Here is an 18,517-nt window from a genome sequence, read left to right as displayed (position 1 = left end):
TCAGGTGGTCGCGACGCGTGCGGCGATGGAACGCCGACGGCTGTCGCCAGGGAGAGAGAGGGGCTGCAACATCTGTGCGAGCGTGACGCGACGCAATGCATCGCCGACCACGTCGTTGATCAGGCGCCAGTTGGAACGCACCCCGCATGTCTGCGCGATGCCGCACTGGCTGTGGTCCTGGCTGCATTCGGTGATCGCCAGCGGGCCTTCCATCGCCTCGACGATTTCCACCAGCGTGATCTCGCTGGCCGCGCGCGCCAGCCGGTAGCCGCCGTGCACGCCGCGCAGCCCTTCGACCAGGCCAGCCTGCGACAGCGGCTTGAGGATCTTGCTCACGGTCGGCGCTTCCAGGCCGGCCTGCTCGGCAAGTTCGCTGGCGCTGAGCACCTGGCCGCAGCGCGCTGCCAGGACGGTCAACACGACGGTGGCGTAATCGGTGAGTTTGGTGACGCGCAACATGGGAAGGCGATAAATCCGAAAGCGGACCGAAATTGTACGCTTTTAGCCAGGGCAGGGCCACCTGCCTGGTTCAGCCGCCGGCAAGCAGCAGCCGTTGCGGGTACTGCTGCGCTTGTGCTTGGCGCATCGTCGCGCTGCAGTCACAATGAGCGGCCCCATCACTGGACCCCTTCATGTCGCGCAAAGTTGCCGCCCGCAAGTCACGTATCCACGGCAATGGCATGTTCGCCCTCGCCGCGCTCCGCAAGGGCGAGCGCATCATCCAGTACAAGGGGCGGCTGCGCACGCACGCGGAAGTGGATGCCGATGACACTGGCGATGTGGAGAGTGGCCACACCTTCCTCTTCACGCTCAGCGACGACTACGTGCTGGATGCCAATTACGAAGGCAATGTCGCGCGCTGGATCAACCACAGTTGCAATCCCAATTGCGAAGCGGTGATCGAAGAGGCCGAAGGCGACGACCGCAGCAAGGACAAGATCTTCATCGAGGCCAAGCGCGCGATCAAGGCCGGCGAAGAGCTCACCTATAACTACGGCATCACCCTGGCCGAGCGGCATACGCCGCGTTTGAAGAAGATCTGGGCATGCCGCTGCGGGTCGAAGAACTGCACCGGCACGATGCTGCAGCCCAAGCGCTGAGCACCGGTGCCGGCGTCGCACTGACGCGGCGCACACATCGATTCACTCATGCGCAACAGGTACGCGCCTAGCGTGCGGGCTTCTTTTCAGTAAGGAGTCCCCGCATGTCGTATTCGCTCTCCGGCAAGACCATCGCAGTGCTGGCCACCGATGGCTTCGAACAATCCGAACTCATTGAGCCCAAGCGCCTGCTGGAATCCTGGGGCGCCACGGTCGATGTGATTGCGCCCGGCGACGCTGCGCAGATCCGCGCCTGGAACAAGACCGACTGGGGCGATTCGGTGCAGGTGGACCAGCGGCTGGATCAGGCCAAGGTCGACAGCTACGACGCGCTGGTGCTGCCTGGCGGGGTGCTCAACCCCGACACCTTGCGCGGTGACGCCAAGGCGATCGCATTCATCCAGGCCTTTGCCAGTGCCGACAAGCCGGTCGCCGCGATCTGCCACGGCCCGTGGCTGCTGGTGGAAAGCGATCTGGTTCGCGACCGCGACGTCACCTCGTGGTCGTCGGTCAAGACCGACCTGCGCAATGCCGGCGCACGCTGGCAGGATGCGGAGGTGGTTGTCGACGGGTCGCTGATCACCAGCCGCAAGCCCGACGATATCCCGGCCTTTACCGCTGCAGTGGCCAAGGCCCTGGTGGCCTGATCGGTCCCTTGCAACGTTGAGATGAAAACAAAGGCCCGGCGTGGTGATGCCGGGCCTTTGTCTTGATCCGAGGGCCGCTTGCGCAGACCGGCGTGACGGCATGACGGCGTGTTTCAAGCCATGCGTCGCAACTGGCGCGTCAGCCTATTTCCCGGACAATGCAGCGGCCGGCACCAGTTGCTCGATGTTCTGGTTGAAATTCACCGCGACGCGGCCGTTCTGGATGCCGACCGACTCCACCTGCACATTGCCCATCACCGCCGCGATGGCCGGATCGATGCGATAGATCGGCTCCTTGCGCGCGTAATCGGCCAGCCAGGCATTGAGCAGCTGGCGGGTGCTGTGGTCGAGTTTTGCACCAGCGTTGGCCGGCCGGAAATCATCGATGGTGGGTTGATCGAGATAAAAGCCCTGCTTGGCCGTGTCGTAGCGCAGTGCGCTGGTCAAGGTCACATTGCCGACCGGTGCAGGCGCGCCGCCGGCAGTGGCGAGCGCCAGGTCGAAGGCCATCTTGAGCCGGTCGCCCGGCGGCAGTGACAGTGCCGGATTGCTGACCGTCATCTCGACCAGGCCGCCCAGTGCATCGTGCGTCTGCGGGAAGCGGCCACCGAGGAATTGCTGCAGGTCGCTGCCCTGTACGCTGATCTGGTGTCCCTGGATCTGCGGCGTTGCCCACGCGCTGGTCGTGGGTAGCGCCAGAGCGAGGGCAAGCATGGATCCGGCAAGCGAACGCAGTTTCATCGGGTGACTCCGGCAACAGGTGCGATCACCTTAGTCGGTGCCGGTGAACCGTGGGTTAGCGCAATACCGGGTGCAGGGTGGCCGAGTAGATCTCCCAGTCGTCGCTGCCGCTGCGCGGCTGCAGCCGGTAGGCGCCGACCAGGCGTTGGGTGCCGGTGTCGGTGCGCACGATCAATTGCACCGGCACTTCGATCCGGCGCGGGGGCTGTTCCTGATCCAGTGCGATGGGCGCGTCGTTATTGATACGCATCGACTGGATATTGCCGATACCGCGCAGCGCCGCATCGTCCGGCACCGGGGCAGGACGACCGCCGCTCCACAGTGCATCGGCATCGCCACGTGCCGCACCTGGCAACGCGCCCAGGTATCGCTGCACGGTCGCGCTTGCTTTGGCGAAGTTGGCGCGCGCAACCGCATCGTCAGGGGTGGCATCGCTTGCGGGTCGTGCGGGCGTGTTGTCTGTGGTGGCGGTAGTCGGCGTTTGCGTCGCCGCGTCAACGTGCGAGGACGCTGCCGCGTTGCCCGTTTCTTTGTCAGCGCTGCGATGGCAACTGCAACCGGCGATTGCCGTTGCCAGCATGACGATCCCCAACCCACGCATGGCGCATCTCCCGTCCCCGATGCGCGCAGTGTAGCGGTCGCCGCGACGCCGGTCTCAGGTGCCGGCGGCCGGTTGCACGCGTTGCAGGCGTTCCAGCAGCAACTGCAGTTTTGGCCGCAAGGCCTCCAGTGCATCGCTTGGCTGCGCGCGCGGGCGGGCGGCCAGGTCTTCCAGCAGCTGCGAGCCGACCGTCAGCGCCGCGCATTCGTCGCTGCTCAGATCGCGTCGCAGGTGCAGCTCCTCGAGCAGCCGCATCCAGTCGGCCCGCGAGCGCTGTTCGAATTCGATGGTGCAGCGATCGCTGCAGGGGCGGCCATCGCTCTCGATGGGCGTGACCGTAATGCGATAGCGTTTTCGGGACATGGAGGGGGCGTCGTTCCTTGGGCTGACTCCACCATAGGCGTAGCCAGCAACGGCCTCGATAGCTCAGGCCATGACGCAGTGTTCCAGCATGCTCACTGTGCCGGCTGTGGCACGGGTTTGCGCAGCAGCGGCAGTGGATCGTACGCACCGTTGCGCCCATAGACACCATAGTGCAGATGTGGCGGCGTGCCGCGCGCGTTGCCGGTGGTGCCGACCATGCCGAGCGCTGTGCCGGGCTCGACGACATCGCCAACGGCCAACCCGGCGGCCCAATCGTCCAGGTGCGCGTAGTAATGGCGCTCCATCGCCGGCCCGAGCACCCAGACCTGCTTGCCGCCCAGGCCTTGATCGCGGATGGCGCTGACCACCCCGCGTGTTGCGGACAGCACCGGCGTGCCGCGCGGCGCGAAGATATCCACGCCGGCATGGCGTCGGTCGCGACCGCGCGGTGCGCCGAAGGTGTCGGCGATGCGGCGCGCCTGCACGCCTTCGACCGGAACCGACAACTGCACGGGTGGCGGCATGCGCGACAGCTCCCAACTGGTACGCAGTTGTTCGGCGACCGGCAACTGCCATGCCCAGCGTGCGGCCACACCCAGGGCGCACAGCAGCGCGATCGACACCAGCAGCCGGCGCACCCGGCGCGCGGGGCTGCGGATTGCCGATGACGGCGGTGTGGGTGGGCGAGGAGACGACGGATCGGTCACATGCACCTGCTGCGTTGCAAATCAGCGTGCAGGGTAGGCAAGCGGCGATGAGCGGCATGTGGGGAGTGATGCGGCCGGTCACGCGCGCGCACAAAAAAGACGGCCCGCAGGCCGCCTTCGTGACAACGCAGGCGTGCTCGATTAGAGCGCGGCGTCCTTCAACTTCTTCAGCAGGCGAGCCTTGACCTTGAAGCTGGCCGGCTTCGCTGCAAAGGTCTGCTCTTCCTTGGTGAACGGGTTGATGCCCTTGCGCTTCGGCTTGGCCGGCACATGGACGCTGGTCAGCTTCAGCATGCCCGGCAGGGTGAACGAGCCCGCGCCCTTCTTGCTCAGCGACGAATGAGCGGCCGATTCCAGCGTCGCCAGAACAGCGCGGACGTCCTTCGGAGCCAGCTGGGTGGATTCGGCAATGTGCGCGACCAGGCCGGTCTTGCTCAGCGCTTCCTTGATCGGCTTCGGCGCAGCGGACTTGGCAGCAGTGGCCTTGGCCGGCTTTGCGGTCTTGGTCGCGGCGACCTTTTTCACTGCCTTCTTGGGGGCAGCCTTCTTAGCGGCGGTTTTTGCCATGAGTTATGTGTTCCGTGATCGTTGGTGGTGTTGGGTCTGCCGACCCAGTCGGCAACGCGAAATGTAGGGCAACTGCTGCGCGCCGCCAATAGGGAAACGATGAAACAACCGAAAAAAAGCGTCTTTTGACGGGGATTCGTTCACCGGCGGCAGAAAACCTCCGCGAAAGCGCTGTCCACACGGCTGCGAGGCGCAGGGCGATGCGGTGTCTGACGCATAGCAGCAGATCGTTTGCGCGAAGCCCTGTGTGCGTTTTGCATCGCGCTCGCCGCTGAGGAGTGGCTACGGCGTGCAGCTGGCGGTGGCGTTCGCTGCCGCGATCAGCGTTGCTGCGTGGCTACGCCTTGCAGGAGACGTCTGGCGTTGCCGGCTTCGATCCGTCGACCCGCTGCGTTCGCGCTGTTGCTGCCATCTGCGCCAGTCACGTGCGCCGGTTTTTCTCCTGCACCTGGCAGGCGCCGATGCGCGACGTGTCGTGACGGTTCCACTGCACGGTCGCCGTGGCACTCCCGCGCGCGTCACGGCTGGCCGCTGCGAGACATTCCTGCTTTGGACGATGTCCCGTCACCGGTCGACTAATCATTGGCCGCCGACAGGCTACGGCCGCGCTCGGTCGCTGCGGCAATCGCCTTGGCGGTGAGCGCTTCGAACTGGCCGGCCTGAAATGTCTCGATTGCCGCCTGCGTGGTGCCGTTGGGCGAGGTCACCCGGCGGCGGAGCAGCTCCGGTGCTTCGCCCGATTCGGTCAGCATGCGCGAGGCACCGAGCAGGGTCTGCAGCACCAGCGTGCGTGCGGTGTCGGCTGGCAGGCCTTGCGCCTGCGCGGCGGCTTCCATCGCTTCGGCCAGCAGAAATACATAGGCCGGCCCGCTGCCGGAGACCGCGGTCACCGCATCCATCTGCGCCTCGTCGTCGATCCAGACGGTGACGCCGGCGCTCTCCAGCAGGCCGGTTGCCTGCGCGCGTTGCGCGTCGGAGACGCGTGGATTGGCATACAAGCCCGTGACGCCGGCACCGAGCAGGGCGGGTGTGTTGGGCATTGCGCGCACCACCGCAAGCTCGCCGCCGGACCAGCGCTCCAGCTGCGGAGCGGTGATGCCGGCGGCGATGGACAGCAGCAGCGGCTGCTGCGCCTGCGCAAGATCGGCCAGCTGCGCGCATACCGCTGGCAGCACCTGCGGCTTGACCGCCAGCACCCAGATGGCTGCGCCGTCCACGGCGCTGCGCGCCTGCTCCACCGCATGCACGCCGAAGTCGCGCGACAGCGCATCGCGCAGTTCGGCCACCGGCTCGGCGACGCGGATGCTGGCCGCGGGCACGCCTTGGCGGATCAGCCCGGCAATCAGGCTGCGCGCCATGTTGCCGCCGCCGACGAATGCGGTGATTGCAGCGGAAGGCGCGGGCGAGGAGGGCAGAGTCATTGCGACACCTTAAGTAAGAGGAAACGGCGATGTGCTACGCGAGACCGATCGGGACGGACGGTCAGGATGCTGCAGCAGCCGACGAGCCGCGTTCGCCGAACAACGCAGTCCCGACCCGCACCATGGTCGCGCCGGCCGCGATCGCTTCGGCAAAATCCGAGCTCATGCCCATCGACAAGGTATCCACCTGCGGGTAGCGGCGCTTGAGGTCATCGAACAGTGCCTGCATGCGGGTAAACGCTGCCATGCGGCGCGCCTGCTCGGGGAATGGCGCGGGAATCGCCATCAGGCCGCGCAGTTGCAGCCGCGGCTGCAGCGCGATGGCCGCGGCCAGGCCGTCGACCGCCTCCGGCGCGCAACCGTGCTTGCTGTCCTCGTCGTCGATGTTGACCTGGATCAGCACATTCAAGGGTGCGCGACCGGCCGGCCGATGGTTGGCCAGCGGCGCGATCAGCTTGGCGCGGTCCACGGTCTGCACCCAGTCGAACCACTGGCTGGCCAGTTCGGCCTTGTTGGATTGCAGGTGGCCGATCAGGTGCCACTCCAGGCCGAGCGTCTGCAGTTGGGCAATCTTGCTTTGCGCTTCCTGCACGTAGTTTTCGCCGAATGCGCGCTGGCCCTGCGCCGCCAGCGCGGCAACCGCATCTGCCGGCCGGGTCTTGGACACCGCCAGCAGGCGCACATCGGCGCGCGCGTGCCGAGCCGCGACGGCGTGGATGGCATCGAGAATCTGCTGCAGCGACGAAGCCGGCACGTGGCAATCCAGGCAGGAAAGGAACGCTATAGTGCCGCCCCCGGCTGCGTCCTTCCAGCCGGCGCGTCGGATCGGGCCGGCGATGACGCTGCAGTGGCGCCAGCCCGCGCCGAGCCTGCCCACAGGCGGGGCGAGCTGGCGATCGGCGCGGCGCTGGCCCAGGCAAGGACCGTGCCCGCACCGCGGCCGCAAACCAACGCCTTCAGGCGTGCCCGACGGTGCCGGCCTGAACCGGCCGCGCGCCGCTTCCCGCCAGCAGCCAGAACGCTATACTGCCGCTCGGGGAGTACCTTCCAATCGCAGCCTAGGGGAAAAGCAGCGCATGGATATCGCTGAACTATTGGCGTTTTCCGTCAAAAACAAGGCATCGGACCTGCATCTGTCGGCCGGCTTGCCGCCGATGATCCGTGTCGATGGCGATGTCCGTCGCATCAATATTCCGGCCCTGGACCACAAACAGGTGCACGCGCTGGTCTACGACATCATGTCGGACAAGCAGCGTCGCGATTACGAGGAATTCCTCGAGGTCGACTTCTCGTTCGAGATTCCGTCGCTGGCGCGCTTCCGCGTCAATGCGTTCAACCAGAACCGCGGCGCCGGTGCGGTGTTCCGTACCATTCCTTCCGAAGTGCTGACGCTGGAAGACCTGGGCTGCCCGCCGATCTTCCGCCAGTTGATCGACCAGCCGCAGGGTTTGATCCTGGTCACCGGCCCGACCGGTTCGGGCAAGTCGACCACGCTCGCCGGCATGATCGACTACATCAACAAGAACGAATACGGCCACATCCTCACGGTCGAGGATCCGATCGAATTCGTGCATACCTCGCAAAAGTGCCTGATCAACCAGCGCGAAGTGCACCGCGATACGCACGGCTTCAACGAGGCGCTGCGCTCGGCGCTGCGCGAAGATCCGGACATCATCCTGGTCGGCGAATTACGCGATCTGGAGACCATCCGCCTGGCGCTGACCGCCGCCGAAACCGGCCACCTGGTGTTCGGCACCCTGCACACCAGCTCGGCGGCCAAGACCATCGACCGCATCATCGATGTGTTCCCGGCCGGCGAAAAGCCGATGGTGCGCTCGATGCTGTCCGAGTCGCTGCGCGCGGTGATTTCGCAGGCGCTGCTGAAGAAGGTCGGCGGCGGACGCACCGCGGCCTGGGAAATCATGGTCGGCACCCCGGCCATCCGCAACCTGATCCGCGAGGACAAGGTGGCGCAGATGTATTCCTCGATCCAGACCGGCCAGCAATACGGCATGCAGACGCTGGACCAGCATCTGCAGGACCTGGTCAAGCGCAGCCTGATCACGCGTAACCAGGCACGCGAGTACGCCAAGGACAAGCGGATATTCGAGTAGCCGGGATTCGGGATTCGGGATTGGGGATTCGCAACGGCGGCTCCCTGACCGGACCCCGCTCTTGCGAATCCCGAATCTCCCATCCCGAATCCCTGCTCCCGAGGAGCACGCCATGAGCACCATCGACTTCACCTCCTTCCTCAAGCTGATGGCGCACCAGAAGGCGTCGGATCTGTTCATCACCTCGGGGATGCCGCCGGCGATCAAGGTGCACGGCAAGATCAGTCCGATCACCCAGACCCCGCTGACCGCGCAACAGAGCCGCGATCTGGTGTTGAACGTGATGACGCCGTCGCAGCGCGAAGAATTCGAAAAGACCCACGAGTGCAATTTCGCCATCGGCGTGTCCGGGGTCGGGCGCTTTCGCGTGAGCTGCTTCTATCAGCGCAACCAGGTCGGCATGGTGCTGCGCCGGATCGAAACGCGTATCCCCACGGTGGAAGAGTTGAGCCTGCCGCCGGTGATCAAGACGCTGGCGATGACCAAGCGCGGCATCATCATCTTCGTCGGCGCCACCGGCACCGGCAAGTCCACCTCGCTGGCGGCGATGATCGGTTACCGCAACCAGAATTCCACCGGGCACATCATCACCATCGAAGACCCGATCGAATTCGTGCACAAGCACGAGGGCTGCATCATCACCCAGCGCGAAGTCGGCATCGATACCGACAGCTGGGAAAACGCGCTGAAAAACACCCTGCGCCAGGCGCCGGACGTGATCATGATCGGCGAGGTGCGCACCCGTGAAGGCATGGATCATGCCGTGGCTTTCGCCGAAACCGGCCATCTGGTGCTGTGCACCCTGCACGCCAACAACGCCAACCAGGCGATGGACCGCATCATCAACTTCTTCCCGGAAGACCGGCGCAACCAGTTGTTGATGGACCTGTCGCTCAATCTCAAGGGCGTGGTCGCGCAGCAGTTGATTCCGACTCCGGATGGCCGCGGCCGGCGCGTGGCTATGGAGATCATGCTGGGCACGCCGCTGGTGCAGGACTACATCCGCGACGGCGAGATCCACAAGCTCAAGGAGATCATGAAGGAGTCCACCAACCTGGGCATGCGCACCTTCGACCAGAGCCTGTTCGAGCTGTACCAGGCCGGCGAGATCAGCTACGAAGACGCGCTGCGCTACGCCGACTCGCAGAACGAGGTGCGCCTGCGCATCAAGCTGTCGCAGGGCGGCGACGCCAAGACCCTGGCGCAGGGCCTGGATGGCGTGGAGATCGCCGAGGTTCGCTGAGCGCCTGCAGGAGCGCTGCACGCCGTGGCGGATGGCCAGGCGTGCATGGAAGGAAGCGGGATGGTCTGCGCTGAATCCGATCCAGCGTGCTGCTTGCAGCTGTTTTGCGCGCGATGCCGGCGGCGGGCGCCGCCATGGCCGATGAACGTGCAGCGGCGCAACGCACGCGTTGGGTGATGTTTCAGATGTAACCAGGCGGGCCGATAGTGTCTAATATCCGCACCCCACCGCAGTGCCCAGCCCGTGAGCCTTCCCGATTCCGATCTCCGTCCGGAGCAACAGCCGTTGCCCGACGACGGCACAGTGATGACTTCCGGTCCGTTGACGCCGCCACCGGATTCGGCCGGCACCCCGGCCGACGACCACGCGTTCCATCACTCGGTGGCCGAGGACGTGCAGGGCATGGTGCTGGCGACGCTGGTGGCTTCGCTGGGCCTGGCGATCTTCGCCAAGGGCGGCCTGATGATCGGCGGCATGGCCGGCGTGGCCTTCCTGCTGCATTACGCGTTGCACTGGAACTTCGGCCTGGTGTTCGTGCTGGTCAACCTGCCGTTCTATTGGCTGAGCGTGCGCCGCATGGGCTGGGAATTCACCCTGAAGACCTTTGCCGCGGTAGGCGCCTGCGGTGCGCTCACCGACCTGCTGCCGCGCTGGGCCGATTACGCGCACATCAGCACGCTGTTTTCGGCGATCGTCGGCGGCGCGCTGGCGGGCCTGGGCATCCTGTTCTTCATTCGCCATCGCGGCAGCCTGGGCGGCATCGGCATCCTGGCGGTGTACCTGCAGCGCGAGCGCGGCTGGAGCGCCGGCAAGGTGCAGATGAGTTTCGATGCGATGCTGATGCTGGTCGCCTTCAGTGTCCTCACCCCGGACAAGGTGCTGTATTCGGCGCTGGGCGCGTTGATGCTGAGCCTGGTGCTGATGTTCAATCACCGCCCGCATCGTTATATGGGCGTTTGATCCAACGCGTTACCTGAAGCCCTTGGTGCCGCTGCGATCGGCAGCGGCACCCATCACGCCGGAGCGGTATATGCGCATGCCCGCGGCAGCTGCGGCAGGGCAACTGCCTGCCGGCGTCTGCGCGCTGATGCCGCCGTTAGGCCTTGCCGTGCTGCAGCCACGGCGGCGACAGCGCCTGGATGCGCTTAAACACCGGGCAATCGGCATGGTGCGCGCCTGGCAGGTAGCCCAGGCTCATCAGGAACTCGCCGGTGATCTCGCCGCCGGTGAAGCGGAAGGTCTTCTTGAACAGCTTGACCCAGGCGGTTTTGTCGAGCGGATGCTGCGCATCCAGCCATTGCGCGAAACTGCCGTGCGAAGCGCGTAACTGCTGGATGACCTGCGCATTGTGGATAGCCGCCAGCACCTTCAACCGGTTGCGGATGATGCCGGCATCGCCGAGCAGCCGCGCAATGTCGCTCTCGCCATAGGCGGCCACCGTGTCCACGTCGAAGCCGTCGTAGGCGCGCTGGAAGTTGCCGCGCTTGCGCAGGATGGTTTCCCAACTCAGCCCGGCCTGATTGATCTCCAGCACCAGGCGCTCGAACAGCTCGCGCTCGTCGCGCTGCGGGAAGCCGTATTCGTGGTCGTGGTAATGGCCATGAATCGGGTGGCCCGGTGCGATGGCGCAATAGCCGCTCATGGCCGGGACTCCGGACGGATGCCTTCTTCGCTGGGTCGGATGTGGATGCGTCGGTCTCCCGGCAGCGCCAGGTCCGGCCAGCGGGTGGGCCGTGTCTGGATCTGAGCTCTGCGCAGCGCCTGGCTCACTTCACTCATGGCCTCGTCGTCGAGCGAATAGAGCTGTGCCGTACCGGCCTGATACCAGCCATGCCGGTTGCGGGTCTGCAGCTCGCAGGCGACCGCATAGTCGCCGTTGAGATTGCACAGCAGCAGATCGAGCTGGCCGTCGCCATCGATGTCGCTGCTGCTGACCACGCAGTTGCTGTTGCCCTGGGTGCAAGCGCCCGAGAGCGGCTTGGAGCTCATCAGGTACTGCCACCAGTCCGCCGGCGGGTCTGCCTGGCCGGCTGCCACGGTCACATGCTGGCGGATCTTGGCCAGGTCGGTCAGCTGCTTGTCCTTCTGATCTTCCACGCTGTCATTGCCGCCCCAGCGGCTGGTGCGCGCCAACAGCTGTTCCAGCTTCTGCTTGCGTGCGGGGTTGCCGGCAAAGGCGGGGGTTTGGCGCAGCGACTGCACCGCCAGATAGCCGCGGCGGCCATTTTTGAAACGCAGGAATTCCAGGTTCTTGTCTACGCTCTCTTGCGTGCCGCTGGCCAGGCGCTGCATCTGGCTCTGCACGGTGATGTGGTAGGGGTCGAGCACGGGAGTGTTGACCAGCACGGCCAGGCCGATCACCACCCACGACAGCACCTTGTTGCCGCCGGCCAGCTGCGGCAGCCAACGATCGGTGCGTGGTCGCAACACCGCCAACGCGTAGGCCACCGCATAGGCCAGCGCCAGTGCGGCCAGCAATGCGGCGCAGACGCGGTCGCTGGTCCAGCCGTGCTGCGCAATGCGCAGGCCCACCGCGTATGCGGCCAGCGCTGCGTGTAGTGGCAGGCTGAGCAGGCCGGCCTCGATCATCCGACGCAACCAGCGCGGATACGGCGGCAGCCCGCTGCCATCCTGGTACACCGCGTTGGTGAACAGCACCAGCCCGAACACCAGGCTGATAAGGATCGTGGCGGCCGAACGGGTCTGCCAGAGCGCCTGCAACCCGGTGAACGGCAGCACCAGCAGGAACAGCAGCGCAATGCCGGCCAGCAGCGGCAGCAGACCGGTGCACAGGGCGAACAGGATCTGCCGCAACACCTGCACCGCGCGGTGTTGGGTGCGCCCGATCAGGATGCCCAGCCCGGTGATGACGCCGGTCGCCAGGTAGACAAACGCCTGTTCGCGGAACAGTTCGGCAAAGAAGCTGATCTTGACCAGCGCGAACAGGCTGGCCCACAGCCCCAGCACCATCCAGCACACCCCCACAAACAGCAGTGCCAGCGCCAGCGTCAGCGCGTTCTGCCAGGCGTATTCGAACAGGGCGTGGTAGCCCGCCCGCCAATGACCGTGCAGTTGCCGGTGCTGCAGCCAGGGCAGGGCGACGAACCAGCCGACCGTGACGGTGAAGCCGAACGACCACAGCACCGTGGCGATCTGCAGGGTCGGCGCGCCGGTGGCGCTCCACGCCGCCCAGCTGCCCAGGGCGGCCAATACCAGCGTGCTTGCCGCCACGTGCTGCCACAACCGCCAATCGCGAAGATCCTGCACGCTCAGCAGCACCAGGCCAGGCACCGTCAGCACCACGGTGTACCAGCAGATCCGCGCGCCCAAGTCGGTGAAGAGCCACACGCCGTGTTGCTGGCCCAGTGCGGCCAGATACAGCAGGCCGCCCTGCAGCAGTGCGATCAGCACGATGAATGTGCGGATCCGGCGGGGCAATGGCGCATCGGCGACCGCGGTGACGGATTCTGGTGTGGTCTGCATCGTCGGTCCTTGGCGTTAGTCTGCCCCCCAGTATCGCATCGGCTCTGCGCGCGGCAGAACGAACGGCTAGAATGCGGCCATGTCTGTTTTGCCCACGCCTCTGGCCAACCAACTGCTGATCGCGCTTCCGGCGCTGTCCGATCCCACCTTTTCGCGCAGCGTTGCGCTGATCTGCCAGCATGACGAGAACGGCGCCATGGGCGTGCTGGTCAACCGGCCCTCCGAATACACGCTGGGCGAGGTCCTGTCGCAGATGGGCATCGACACCGTCGACGAGCACCTGCGCGAGCAGGTCGTGCTCAGCGGCGGGCCGGTGCACCCGGAGCGCGGTTTCGTCATCCACGACGATGCGCGCGACTGGGATTCCAGCCTGGAAGTGGGGCAGGGTGTCTACCTGACCACCTCGCGCGACATTCTCGAAGCGATGGCGGCCGGCGAAGGCCCGCGCAATGCGCTGGTGGCGCTGGGCTGTGCCGGCTGGGGCGCGGGGCAACTGGAATTCGAACTGGGCGAGAACAGCTGGCTGACCGCGCCGTCGGATGCCAATGTGCTGTTCGCCACCGCGCTGGAAGATCGCTGGCAGACCGCTGCCGGGCGCATCGGCGTGGATCTGTTCCGGCTGACGGATTATTCCGGGCATGCCTGAGGCGGGCGCGATCCGCCCGGATGGCACGGTGCTGGGCTTCGACGTGGGGTCGCGCCGCATCGGCGTGGCCATCGGCACTGCGCTCGGTGCCGGTGCGCGTGCAGTTGCCGTCATCAATGTGCATGCCAATGGCCCGGACTGGGTCGCGCTGGACCGCGTGCACAAGCAATGGCGCCCCGACGGCCTGGTGGTCGGCGACCCGCTGACCCTGGACGACAAGGACCAGCCCGCACGCAAGCGTGCGCATGCCTTCGCCCGCCAACTGCGCGAGCGCTATGCGCTGCCGGTGGTGCTGATCGACGAGCGCTCCAGTTCGGTCGAAGCCGCGCAGCGCTTCGCGCGCGAGCGCGCCGACGGGCGCAAGCGCCGCCGCGATGCCGAGGCACTGGACGCGATGGCGGCGGCGGTGATCGTCGAACGCTGGTTGGCCGCGCCCGACCAAGCCACTCTTCTTCCCTGACACTCCCGACCTGCGATGACCACCATGCAACTCGATTCGGACGGACGCCTGCGCCACCTGCTCACCCTGGAAGGACTGCCGCGCACCACGCTGCTGCAGCTGCTCGATCGTGCCGGCCAGATCCGCGATGCGGCGGTGGGGCGCGTGGGCAAGCGCAGCGTGCTCGCCGGCACCGCGGTGTGCACGCTGTTCTTTGAACCGTCCACGCGCACGCGCAGCTCGTTTCATCTGGCTGCGCAGCGGCTGGGCGCGGACGTGCTCAACTTCGATGCCTCCACTTCGTCCACCCGCAAGGGCGAGACCGCGCGCGACACGCTGAAGAACCTCGAGGCGATGGGCGTACGCGGCTTCGTGGTGCGCCATCCCGACGACGGTGCGGTGGAAGCGCTGGCCGCGGCCGCAGGCGAGGGCACCGCCTTGATCAACGCCGGTGACGGACGCAGTTCGCATCCCACCCAGGGCCTGCTCGACATGCTCACCCTGCGCCAGGCCAAGGGCACCGATTTTTCCAAGCTCAAGGTGGTGATTGTCGGTGACGTGAAGCATTCGCGCGTTGCGCGCTCGGACCTGCATGCACTGCGCACGCTCGGCGCCGGCGAGATCCGCGTCTGCGGTCCGGCCAGCCTGCTGCCCGACGACGACATGCTGGATGGTTGCGTGGTCGGGCAGGACTTCGACGCCATGCTGGAAGGTGCTGACGCCTTGATGATGCTGCGCCTGCAGCGCGAGCGCATGGAAGAAGGCCTGGTGCCGTCGCTGGAGCAGTACCACGCCGTCTATGGGCTGACCCGCGAGCGCCTGGCACGCGCCGGCCGCGACGCTGCCGTGCTGCATCCGGGCCCGATCAACCGCGGCGTGGAAATCACCGACGAAGTCGCCGACGGCGCGCAATCGTGCGTGCTGCGCCAGGTCGCCAACGGCGTGGCGGTGCGCATGGCCGTACTGGAAACCCTGCTGGGTTGAGCGAGCCCGGCGACGCGACTGCGCACCCACACTGCGGTCGCGGTCGCCGCCGGCCGAGCGTCTTCGCGCAGACTCTCGCAAAGCCCTTGCCATCAGAACCCGCACGCGGCCTGCTCTTACGATTCCCGATTCCCGATTCCCGATTCCCGATTCCCGATTCCCGATTCCCGATTCCCGATTCTCGAATCCCGATTCTCGAATCCCGAATCCCGAATCCAGCCACCACGCCATAACATCCACTCGCCTATCGTGGCCGCTCCTTTCATCGCAGGAGATCGCAATGGGTATTTCGCGTCACGCCACCGCTCACTGGGAAGGCGACCTCAAGACCGGCAAGGGCCAGCTCAGCACGCCGCAAAGCGGGCTGATGGACAAGACCCGCTACGCCTTCAGCAGCCGCTTCGGCGACGAGAAGGGCACCAACCCGGAAGAGCTGATTGCCGCCGCGCACGCCGGCTGCTTCACCATGGCACTGTCGGCACAGCTGAGCGAAGCCGGTTTTCCGCCGACCTCGCTGGATACGCGCGCAGACGTGGATCTGTCGATGGAAGGCGGCCCGCAGCTGTCGCAGATCCGTCTCAAGCTCAAGGCCGTGGTGCCGGGGATCGACGAAGCCAAGTTCCGCGAACTGGCCGACACCGCGAAGAAGAACTGCCCGGTGTCCAAGGCGCTGAGCGCTGTGCCGATCAGTCTGGAAAGCGAGTTTTCCAACCAGGCGTGATTCCCTGCGTGCGCCGGCGATGGCTGCCGGCGCACGCAGCTGGCGGCGACCTGAATAGGGCGTCGCAAGGGCGGTTTGGTTCAGGGCGGTTTCACTGGCGCAGGCCGAGCATCGGCAGCGTGTCCTCCCTGTGAAGCTGCCGCAATGAAAACTCTTGTGCTTGGTGCTCTGGTGATGGGTCTGGCAGTTGCAGGCAATGCAACGGCGCAGCGCTATGACAGCGGCTACTACGGACGTGGCAGCGAAGAGGATGGTCGCTACGAATATGCGCGGGTAGTGCGCGTGGACCCGATCATCGTGACCGATTCGTATAACGAGCGCAGCAGCGAGCGCTGCTACAACCGCCCGGCTGATGGCTACTACACCCGCAACGACGGCTACTACCGCGATGGCGGCAGCTATGGCCAGGCCGGTGTGTCCAACCGTGGCGTGGCCAGCGTGATCGGTGGTATTGCCGGTGCGGTGCTTGGTAGCCAGGTCGGTGGCGGCAATGGCCGCCTGGTCGGCACCGCGGTCGGCACCATGGCCGGCGTCGCGGCGGGCCGCTCGATCTACGAAGCCAATAATCGCAACTATCAGGGCAACGTCAGCGTCTGCGAGCCGGTGTCCTACCGGCGCGAACGCGACCGTGTCGATGGCTACGACGTGACCTACGAATACGCCGGCCGCACCTACCACACGCGTAGCGACTACAACCCGGGCGACCGCATCCGCGTGCGCGTGGACGTGCGCCCGGACTGACCGCCGCGCTGCCGCACGCTGCGCTCAGGCGATCGAGATCGGCCGATGGAATGACGAAAACGCTGCGGGCCACCGCAGCGTTTTTTTTTTGTTTCCGCGCAAGCACTCTTCAGCCTGCGGGATCAGGCGCGATCACGCCCAATCCAGCGTGCCGCGGATCACCGTCTGCACCTGGCCGCCAGACCACACATCGCCATTGGCGTCGATGCGCAATTCCAGCAAGGCGTCGAAGCCGATCTCGCGGCCCTGGCTGACCACGTAGCGCCGTTCCTTGCCCGGCAGTGCCTGGCGGTTGTCCAGCCAGGCGGCGAGCACTGCATTGGCCGCGCCGGAGGCGGCATCTTCGAAGCGCCGGCCATTGCCGACGAAGGCGCGTACCGCCAGATCGTAGGCGCCGGGCGCTGCGGCGCGGGCATAGGCGAACACGCCCATGCTGCCAGTGGATTCGGCCAGCGCGGCGATCGCGTCCCAGTCCGGCTGCAGGCCGCGCAGCGCCGCTTCGCTGGCCAGCTCCACCACCCACCAGGTGCGGCCGCCGTCCATCAAGGCGGGCGGCAGGCTGCCGAGTGGCCAGCCGCCCACCGCACCGCGCAGGCGCGGGTCGTCGGCCTCCACCTGCTCGGCCACGTGCGCACGCGGGGTGCGGATGGCGATGCTGCGGTGGCCTGCGATCTGCTCCACGCGCAGCGGCAGCTGGCCGGCGATGCCGTCCTGGATCAGCACGCCGTCGTCCGGTGCGGCCAGGCCGGCTTCCAGCACCGCGTGGGCGGTGCCGACGCTGGGGTGGCCGGCAAACGGAACTTCCTTTTGCGGGGAAAACATCCGCAGCCGATAGCTGCTGTGCGCATCCGGCGCCGCAAACACGAAGGTGGTTTCCGGCAGCTTGGTCCAGCGTGCGATGGCCTGCATCGCGGCATCGTCCAGGCCTTGGGCATCCAGCACCACCGCCAGCGGGTTGCCGCTGCCGGGGCGGGCGGAGAACACATCCAATTGCAGGAAACGGCGAGTGGTCATGGTGGCGGCTCGGCGAACAGGGCGCGGCAGCTTACCAATCGATGCGGCCTTCGATCACTTGCCTGGTCGTTCCGCCGATCCAGACTTCGCCTTCGTGATCCACCTCCACGTGCACACGGCCGTCGCGGCCGACTTCGCGCCCCTGGCTGGCGACATAGCGCGACGCCTGGCCCGGCACGCGGCCTTCGCCGTGCAGGCGCGCGGCAATGCAGGCGTTGGCGCTGCCGGTGACCGGATCTTCCGGGATGCCGTCGCCGGGGCAGAAGGCGCGCACCACCAGGTCCGCATCGTCATTGGCCTGCGGGGCGTAGATGGCCAGGCCGGTGGCTGCGCTGGCCTGGGTCAGGCGGCTGATCGCCGCCAGATCGGGCAGCGCCTGGCGTACCGCCTGCGCGTCGGCCAGTTCCAGCAGCCACCAGCCGGGGCCGTTGTTCCACAGTGCGGCCGGGCGTTCGGCCATGCGCAGGCCGGCGCAGGCCTCGTGCAATGCCGCAACATGCGCATCGCCGGTTTCGACTGCTTGCGCACGCGGTGCCCGCAGCCGCACCAGCACGGCGCCATGCCGGTCGATCACCTCTACGGGCAGCACGCCGGCAGCGCATTGCTGGCGCATCCGGCCATCAGGCTTGAACGCCACCAGCCCGTGCGTCGCCGCCGCCCACGCAGCGCCGACGCTAGGGTGGCCGGCGAACGGCAGCTCGGCACGTGGCGTGAAGATGCGGATGTGGTAGTCCGCATCGGGCGCGCTGACCGGCAGGAAAAAGATCGTCTCCGACAGGTTCAGCCAGGCGGCCATCTGCTGCATCTGCTCCGACGACAACGTCTGCGCGTTGAGGACCACGCCCAACGGATTGCCGTGGCCGTCCTGGCCGCCGAACACATCCAGTTGCAGGTAGCGGTGCTTGCTCATGGGGCATGGATCTCGGTGATGGAAGGCGCGTCGATGGTTGCAGCGCAAACCGTTGCGGTGATGGCCGTGGCCGCC

22 protein-coding genes are annotated in these 18,517 nt (G+C 66.5%); 10 read left to right on the top strand and 12 right to left on the bottom strand.

From position 1 onward, the window contains the following. Positions 1-459 (bottom strand): SUF system Fe-S cluster assembly regulator, encoded by a 459-nt coding sequence (locus ABQ039_RS13485; RefSeq protein ID WP_016902345.1) that lies wholly within the window; start codon positions 457-459, stop codon positions 1-3. A 173-nt stretch (positions 460-632) separates the two neighbouring features. Here ABQ039_RS13485 and ABQ039_RS13480 point away from each other — a divergent pair, with 173 nt between their 5' ends. Both ABQ039_RS13480 and ABQ039_RS13475 read left to right on the top strand, forming a co-directional pair. Beyond that, positions 633-1,100, top strand: a complete 468-nt coding sequence (locus ABQ039_RS13480) for an SET domain-containing protein (RefSeq protein WP_016902346.1) — start codon at positions 633-635, stop codon at positions 1,098-1,100. A 104-nt stretch (positions 1,101-1,204) separates the two neighbouring features. Then, the gene (locus ABQ039_RS13475) at positions 1,205-1,747 is read left to right on the top strand and encodes a type 1 glutamine amidotransferase domain-containing protein (RefSeq protein WP_184608941.1); all 543 of its coding nucleotides are present in this window, start codon (positions 1,205-1,207) and stop codon (positions 1,745-1,747) included. 144 nt (positions 1,748-1,891) lie between these two features. Here ABQ039_RS13475 and ABQ039_RS13470 read toward each other — a convergent pair whose 3' ends face one another. From ABQ039_RS13470 to ABQ039_RS13440, 7 genes are all read right to left on the bottom strand, one after another. Next, the gene (locus ABQ039_RS13470; protein ID WP_016902348.1) at positions 1,892-2,488 is read right to left on the bottom strand and encodes a DUF1439 domain-containing protein; all 597 of its coding nucleotides are present in this window, start codon (positions 2,486-2,488) and stop codon (positions 1,892-1,894) included. A 55-nt stretch (positions 2,489-2,543) separates the two neighbouring features. Continuing rightward, entirely contained in the window at positions 2,544-2,864 is a 321-nt protein-coding gene (locus ABQ039_RS13465; RefSeq protein WP_080639692.1) for a hypothetical protein, read from the bottom strand. Between the two features lie 279 nt (positions 2,865-3,143). Continuing rightward, positions 3,144-3,452, bottom strand: a complete 309-nt coding sequence (locus ABQ039_RS13460; protein ID WP_024940752.1) for a DUF3861 family protein — start codon at positions 3,450-3,452, stop codon at positions 3,144-3,146. A gap of 92 nt (positions 3,453-3,544) precedes the next feature. Continuing rightward, positions 3,545-4,165, bottom strand: a complete 621-nt coding sequence (locus tag ABQ039_RS13455; protein WP_184608943.1) for a M23 family metallopeptidase — start codon at positions 4,163-4,165, stop codon at positions 3,545-3,547. Positions 4,166-4,300: 135 nt separating this feature from the next. Next, positions 4,301-4,726 (bottom strand): HU family DNA-binding protein, encoded by a 426-nt coding sequence (locus ABQ039_RS13450; RefSeq protein ID WP_184608945.1) that lies wholly within the window; start codon positions 4,724-4,726, stop codon positions 4,301-4,303. A gap of 575 nt (positions 4,727-5,301) precedes the next feature. After that, positions 5,302-6,147: a pyrroline-5-carboxylate reductase gene (gene proC / locus ABQ039_RS13445; RefSeq protein ID WP_039519851.1), complete on the bottom strand. Its 846-nt coding sequence runs from the start codon at positions 6,145-6,147 to the stop codon at positions 5,302-5,304. A gap of 61 nt (positions 6,148-6,208) precedes the next feature. Next, positions 6,209-6,901 (bottom strand): YggS family pyridoxal phosphate-dependent enzyme, encoded by a 693-nt coding sequence (locus ABQ039_RS13440; RefSeq protein ID WP_102251601.1) that lies wholly within the window; start codon positions 6,899-6,901, stop codon positions 6,209-6,211. A 322-nt stretch (positions 6,902-7,223) separates the two neighbouring features. Here ABQ039_RS13440 and ABQ039_RS13435 point away from each other — a divergent pair, with 322 nt between their 5' ends. From ABQ039_RS13435 to ABQ039_RS13425, 3 genes are all read left to right on the top strand, one after another. Next, a complete protein-coding gene (locus ABQ039_RS13435; protein ID WP_003489919.1) occupies positions 7,224-8,261 on the top strand; it encodes a type IV pilus twitching motility protein PilT in 1,038 nt (345 codons plus the stop codon). Positions 8,262-8,373: 112 nt separating this feature from the next. Further along, positions 8,374-9,504, top strand: a complete 1,131-nt coding sequence (locus ABQ039_RS13430; RefSeq protein ID WP_016902355.1) for a PilT/PilU family type 4a pilus ATPase — start codon at positions 8,374-8,376, stop codon at positions 9,502-9,504. A 285-nt stretch (positions 9,505-9,789) separates the two neighbouring features. Then, positions 9,790-10,464 carry a YitT family protein gene (locus ABQ039_RS13425; RefSeq protein ID WP_024940756.1) on the top strand — a complete coding sequence of 225 codons (675 nt, stop codon included), beginning with the start codon at positions 9,790-9,792 and terminating at the stop codon, positions 10,462-10,464. 136 nt (positions 10,465-10,600) lie between these two features. Here the strand turns inward: ABQ039_RS13425 and ABQ039_RS13420 are convergent, their stop codons facing one another. After that, on the bottom strand, positions 10,601-11,146 hold the full coding sequence (locus tag ABQ039_RS13420) for a DNA-3-methyladenine glycosylase I (RefSeq protein ID WP_184608947.1): 546 nt from the start codon (positions 11,144-11,146) through the stop codon (positions 10,601-10,603). Continuing rightward, positions 11,143-12,987 (bottom strand): DUF4153 domain-containing protein, encoded by a 1,845-nt coding sequence (locus ABQ039_RS13415; protein ID WP_349778035.1) that lies wholly within the window; start codon positions 12,985-12,987, stop codon positions 11,143-11,145. Before ABQ039_RS13415 ends, ABQ039_RS13420 begins: the two co-directional genes overlap by 4 nt. A gap of 79 nt (positions 12,988-13,066) precedes the next feature. On the opposite strand from ABQ039_RS13415, the gene ABQ039_RS13410 reads away from it, so the two are divergent. From ABQ039_RS13410 to ABQ039_RS13390, 5 genes are all read left to right on the top strand, one after another. Then, the gene (locus tag ABQ039_RS13410) at positions 13,067-13,633 is read left to right on the top strand and encodes a YqgE/AlgH family protein (protein ID WP_047126906.1); all 567 of its coding nucleotides are present in this window, start codon (positions 13,067-13,069) and stop codon (positions 13,631-13,633) included. Further along, positions 13,626-14,093, top strand: a complete 468-nt coding sequence (gene ruvX / locus ABQ039_RS13405) for a Holliday junction resolvase RuvX (protein ID WP_024939388.1) — start codon at positions 13,626-13,628, stop codon at positions 14,091-14,093. Before ABQ039_RS13410 ends, ruvX begins: the two co-directional genes overlap by 8 nt. Positions 14,094-14,108: 15 nt before the next feature. After that, positions 14,109-15,056 (top strand): aspartate carbamoyltransferase catalytic subunit, encoded by a 948-nt coding sequence (locus ABQ039_RS13400; protein WP_016902360.1) that lies wholly within the window; start codon positions 14,109-14,111, stop codon positions 15,054-15,056. Between the two features lie 280 nt (positions 15,057-15,336). Next, entirely contained in the window at positions 15,337-15,777 is a 441-nt protein-coding gene (locus ABQ039_RS13395) for an OsmC family protein (protein WP_016902361.1), read from the top strand. A 144-nt stretch (positions 15,778-15,921) separates the two neighbouring features. After that, positions 15,922-16,518, top strand: a complete 597-nt coding sequence (locus tag ABQ039_RS13390) for a glycine zipper 2TM domain-containing protein (RefSeq protein WP_184608951.1) — start codon at positions 15,922-15,924, stop codon at positions 16,516-16,518. A 132-nt stretch (positions 16,519-16,650) separates the two neighbouring features. Here the strand turns inward: ABQ039_RS13390 and ABQ039_RS13385 are convergent, their stop codons facing one another. Together ABQ039_RS13385 and ABQ039_RS13380 are read right to left on the bottom strand one after the other, a co-directional pair. Continuing rightward, positions 16,651-17,532, bottom strand: a complete 882-nt coding sequence (locus ABQ039_RS13385) for a PhzF family phenazine biosynthesis protein (RefSeq protein WP_184608953.1) — start codon at positions 17,530-17,532, stop codon at positions 16,651-16,653. A gap of 31 nt (positions 17,533-17,563) precedes the next feature. Further along, positions 17,564-18,442, bottom strand: coding sequence for a PhzF family phenazine biosynthesis protein (locus tag ABQ039_RS13380; protein ID WP_184608956.1), 879 nt, complete (start codon positions 18,440-18,442; stop codon positions 17,564-17,566). Positions 18,443-18,517: the final 75 nt, after the last annotated feature.

The sequence above is a fragment of the Xanthomonas sp. WHRI 6108 genome, assembly GCF_040202385.2.
GTDB lineage: Bacteria > Pseudomonadota > Gammaproteobacteria > Xanthomonadales > Xanthomonadaceae > Xanthomonas > Xanthomonas arboricola.
Note: the sequence above shows the minus strand (reverse complement) of the source record. Positions and strands in the feature narration are given on the sequence as shown.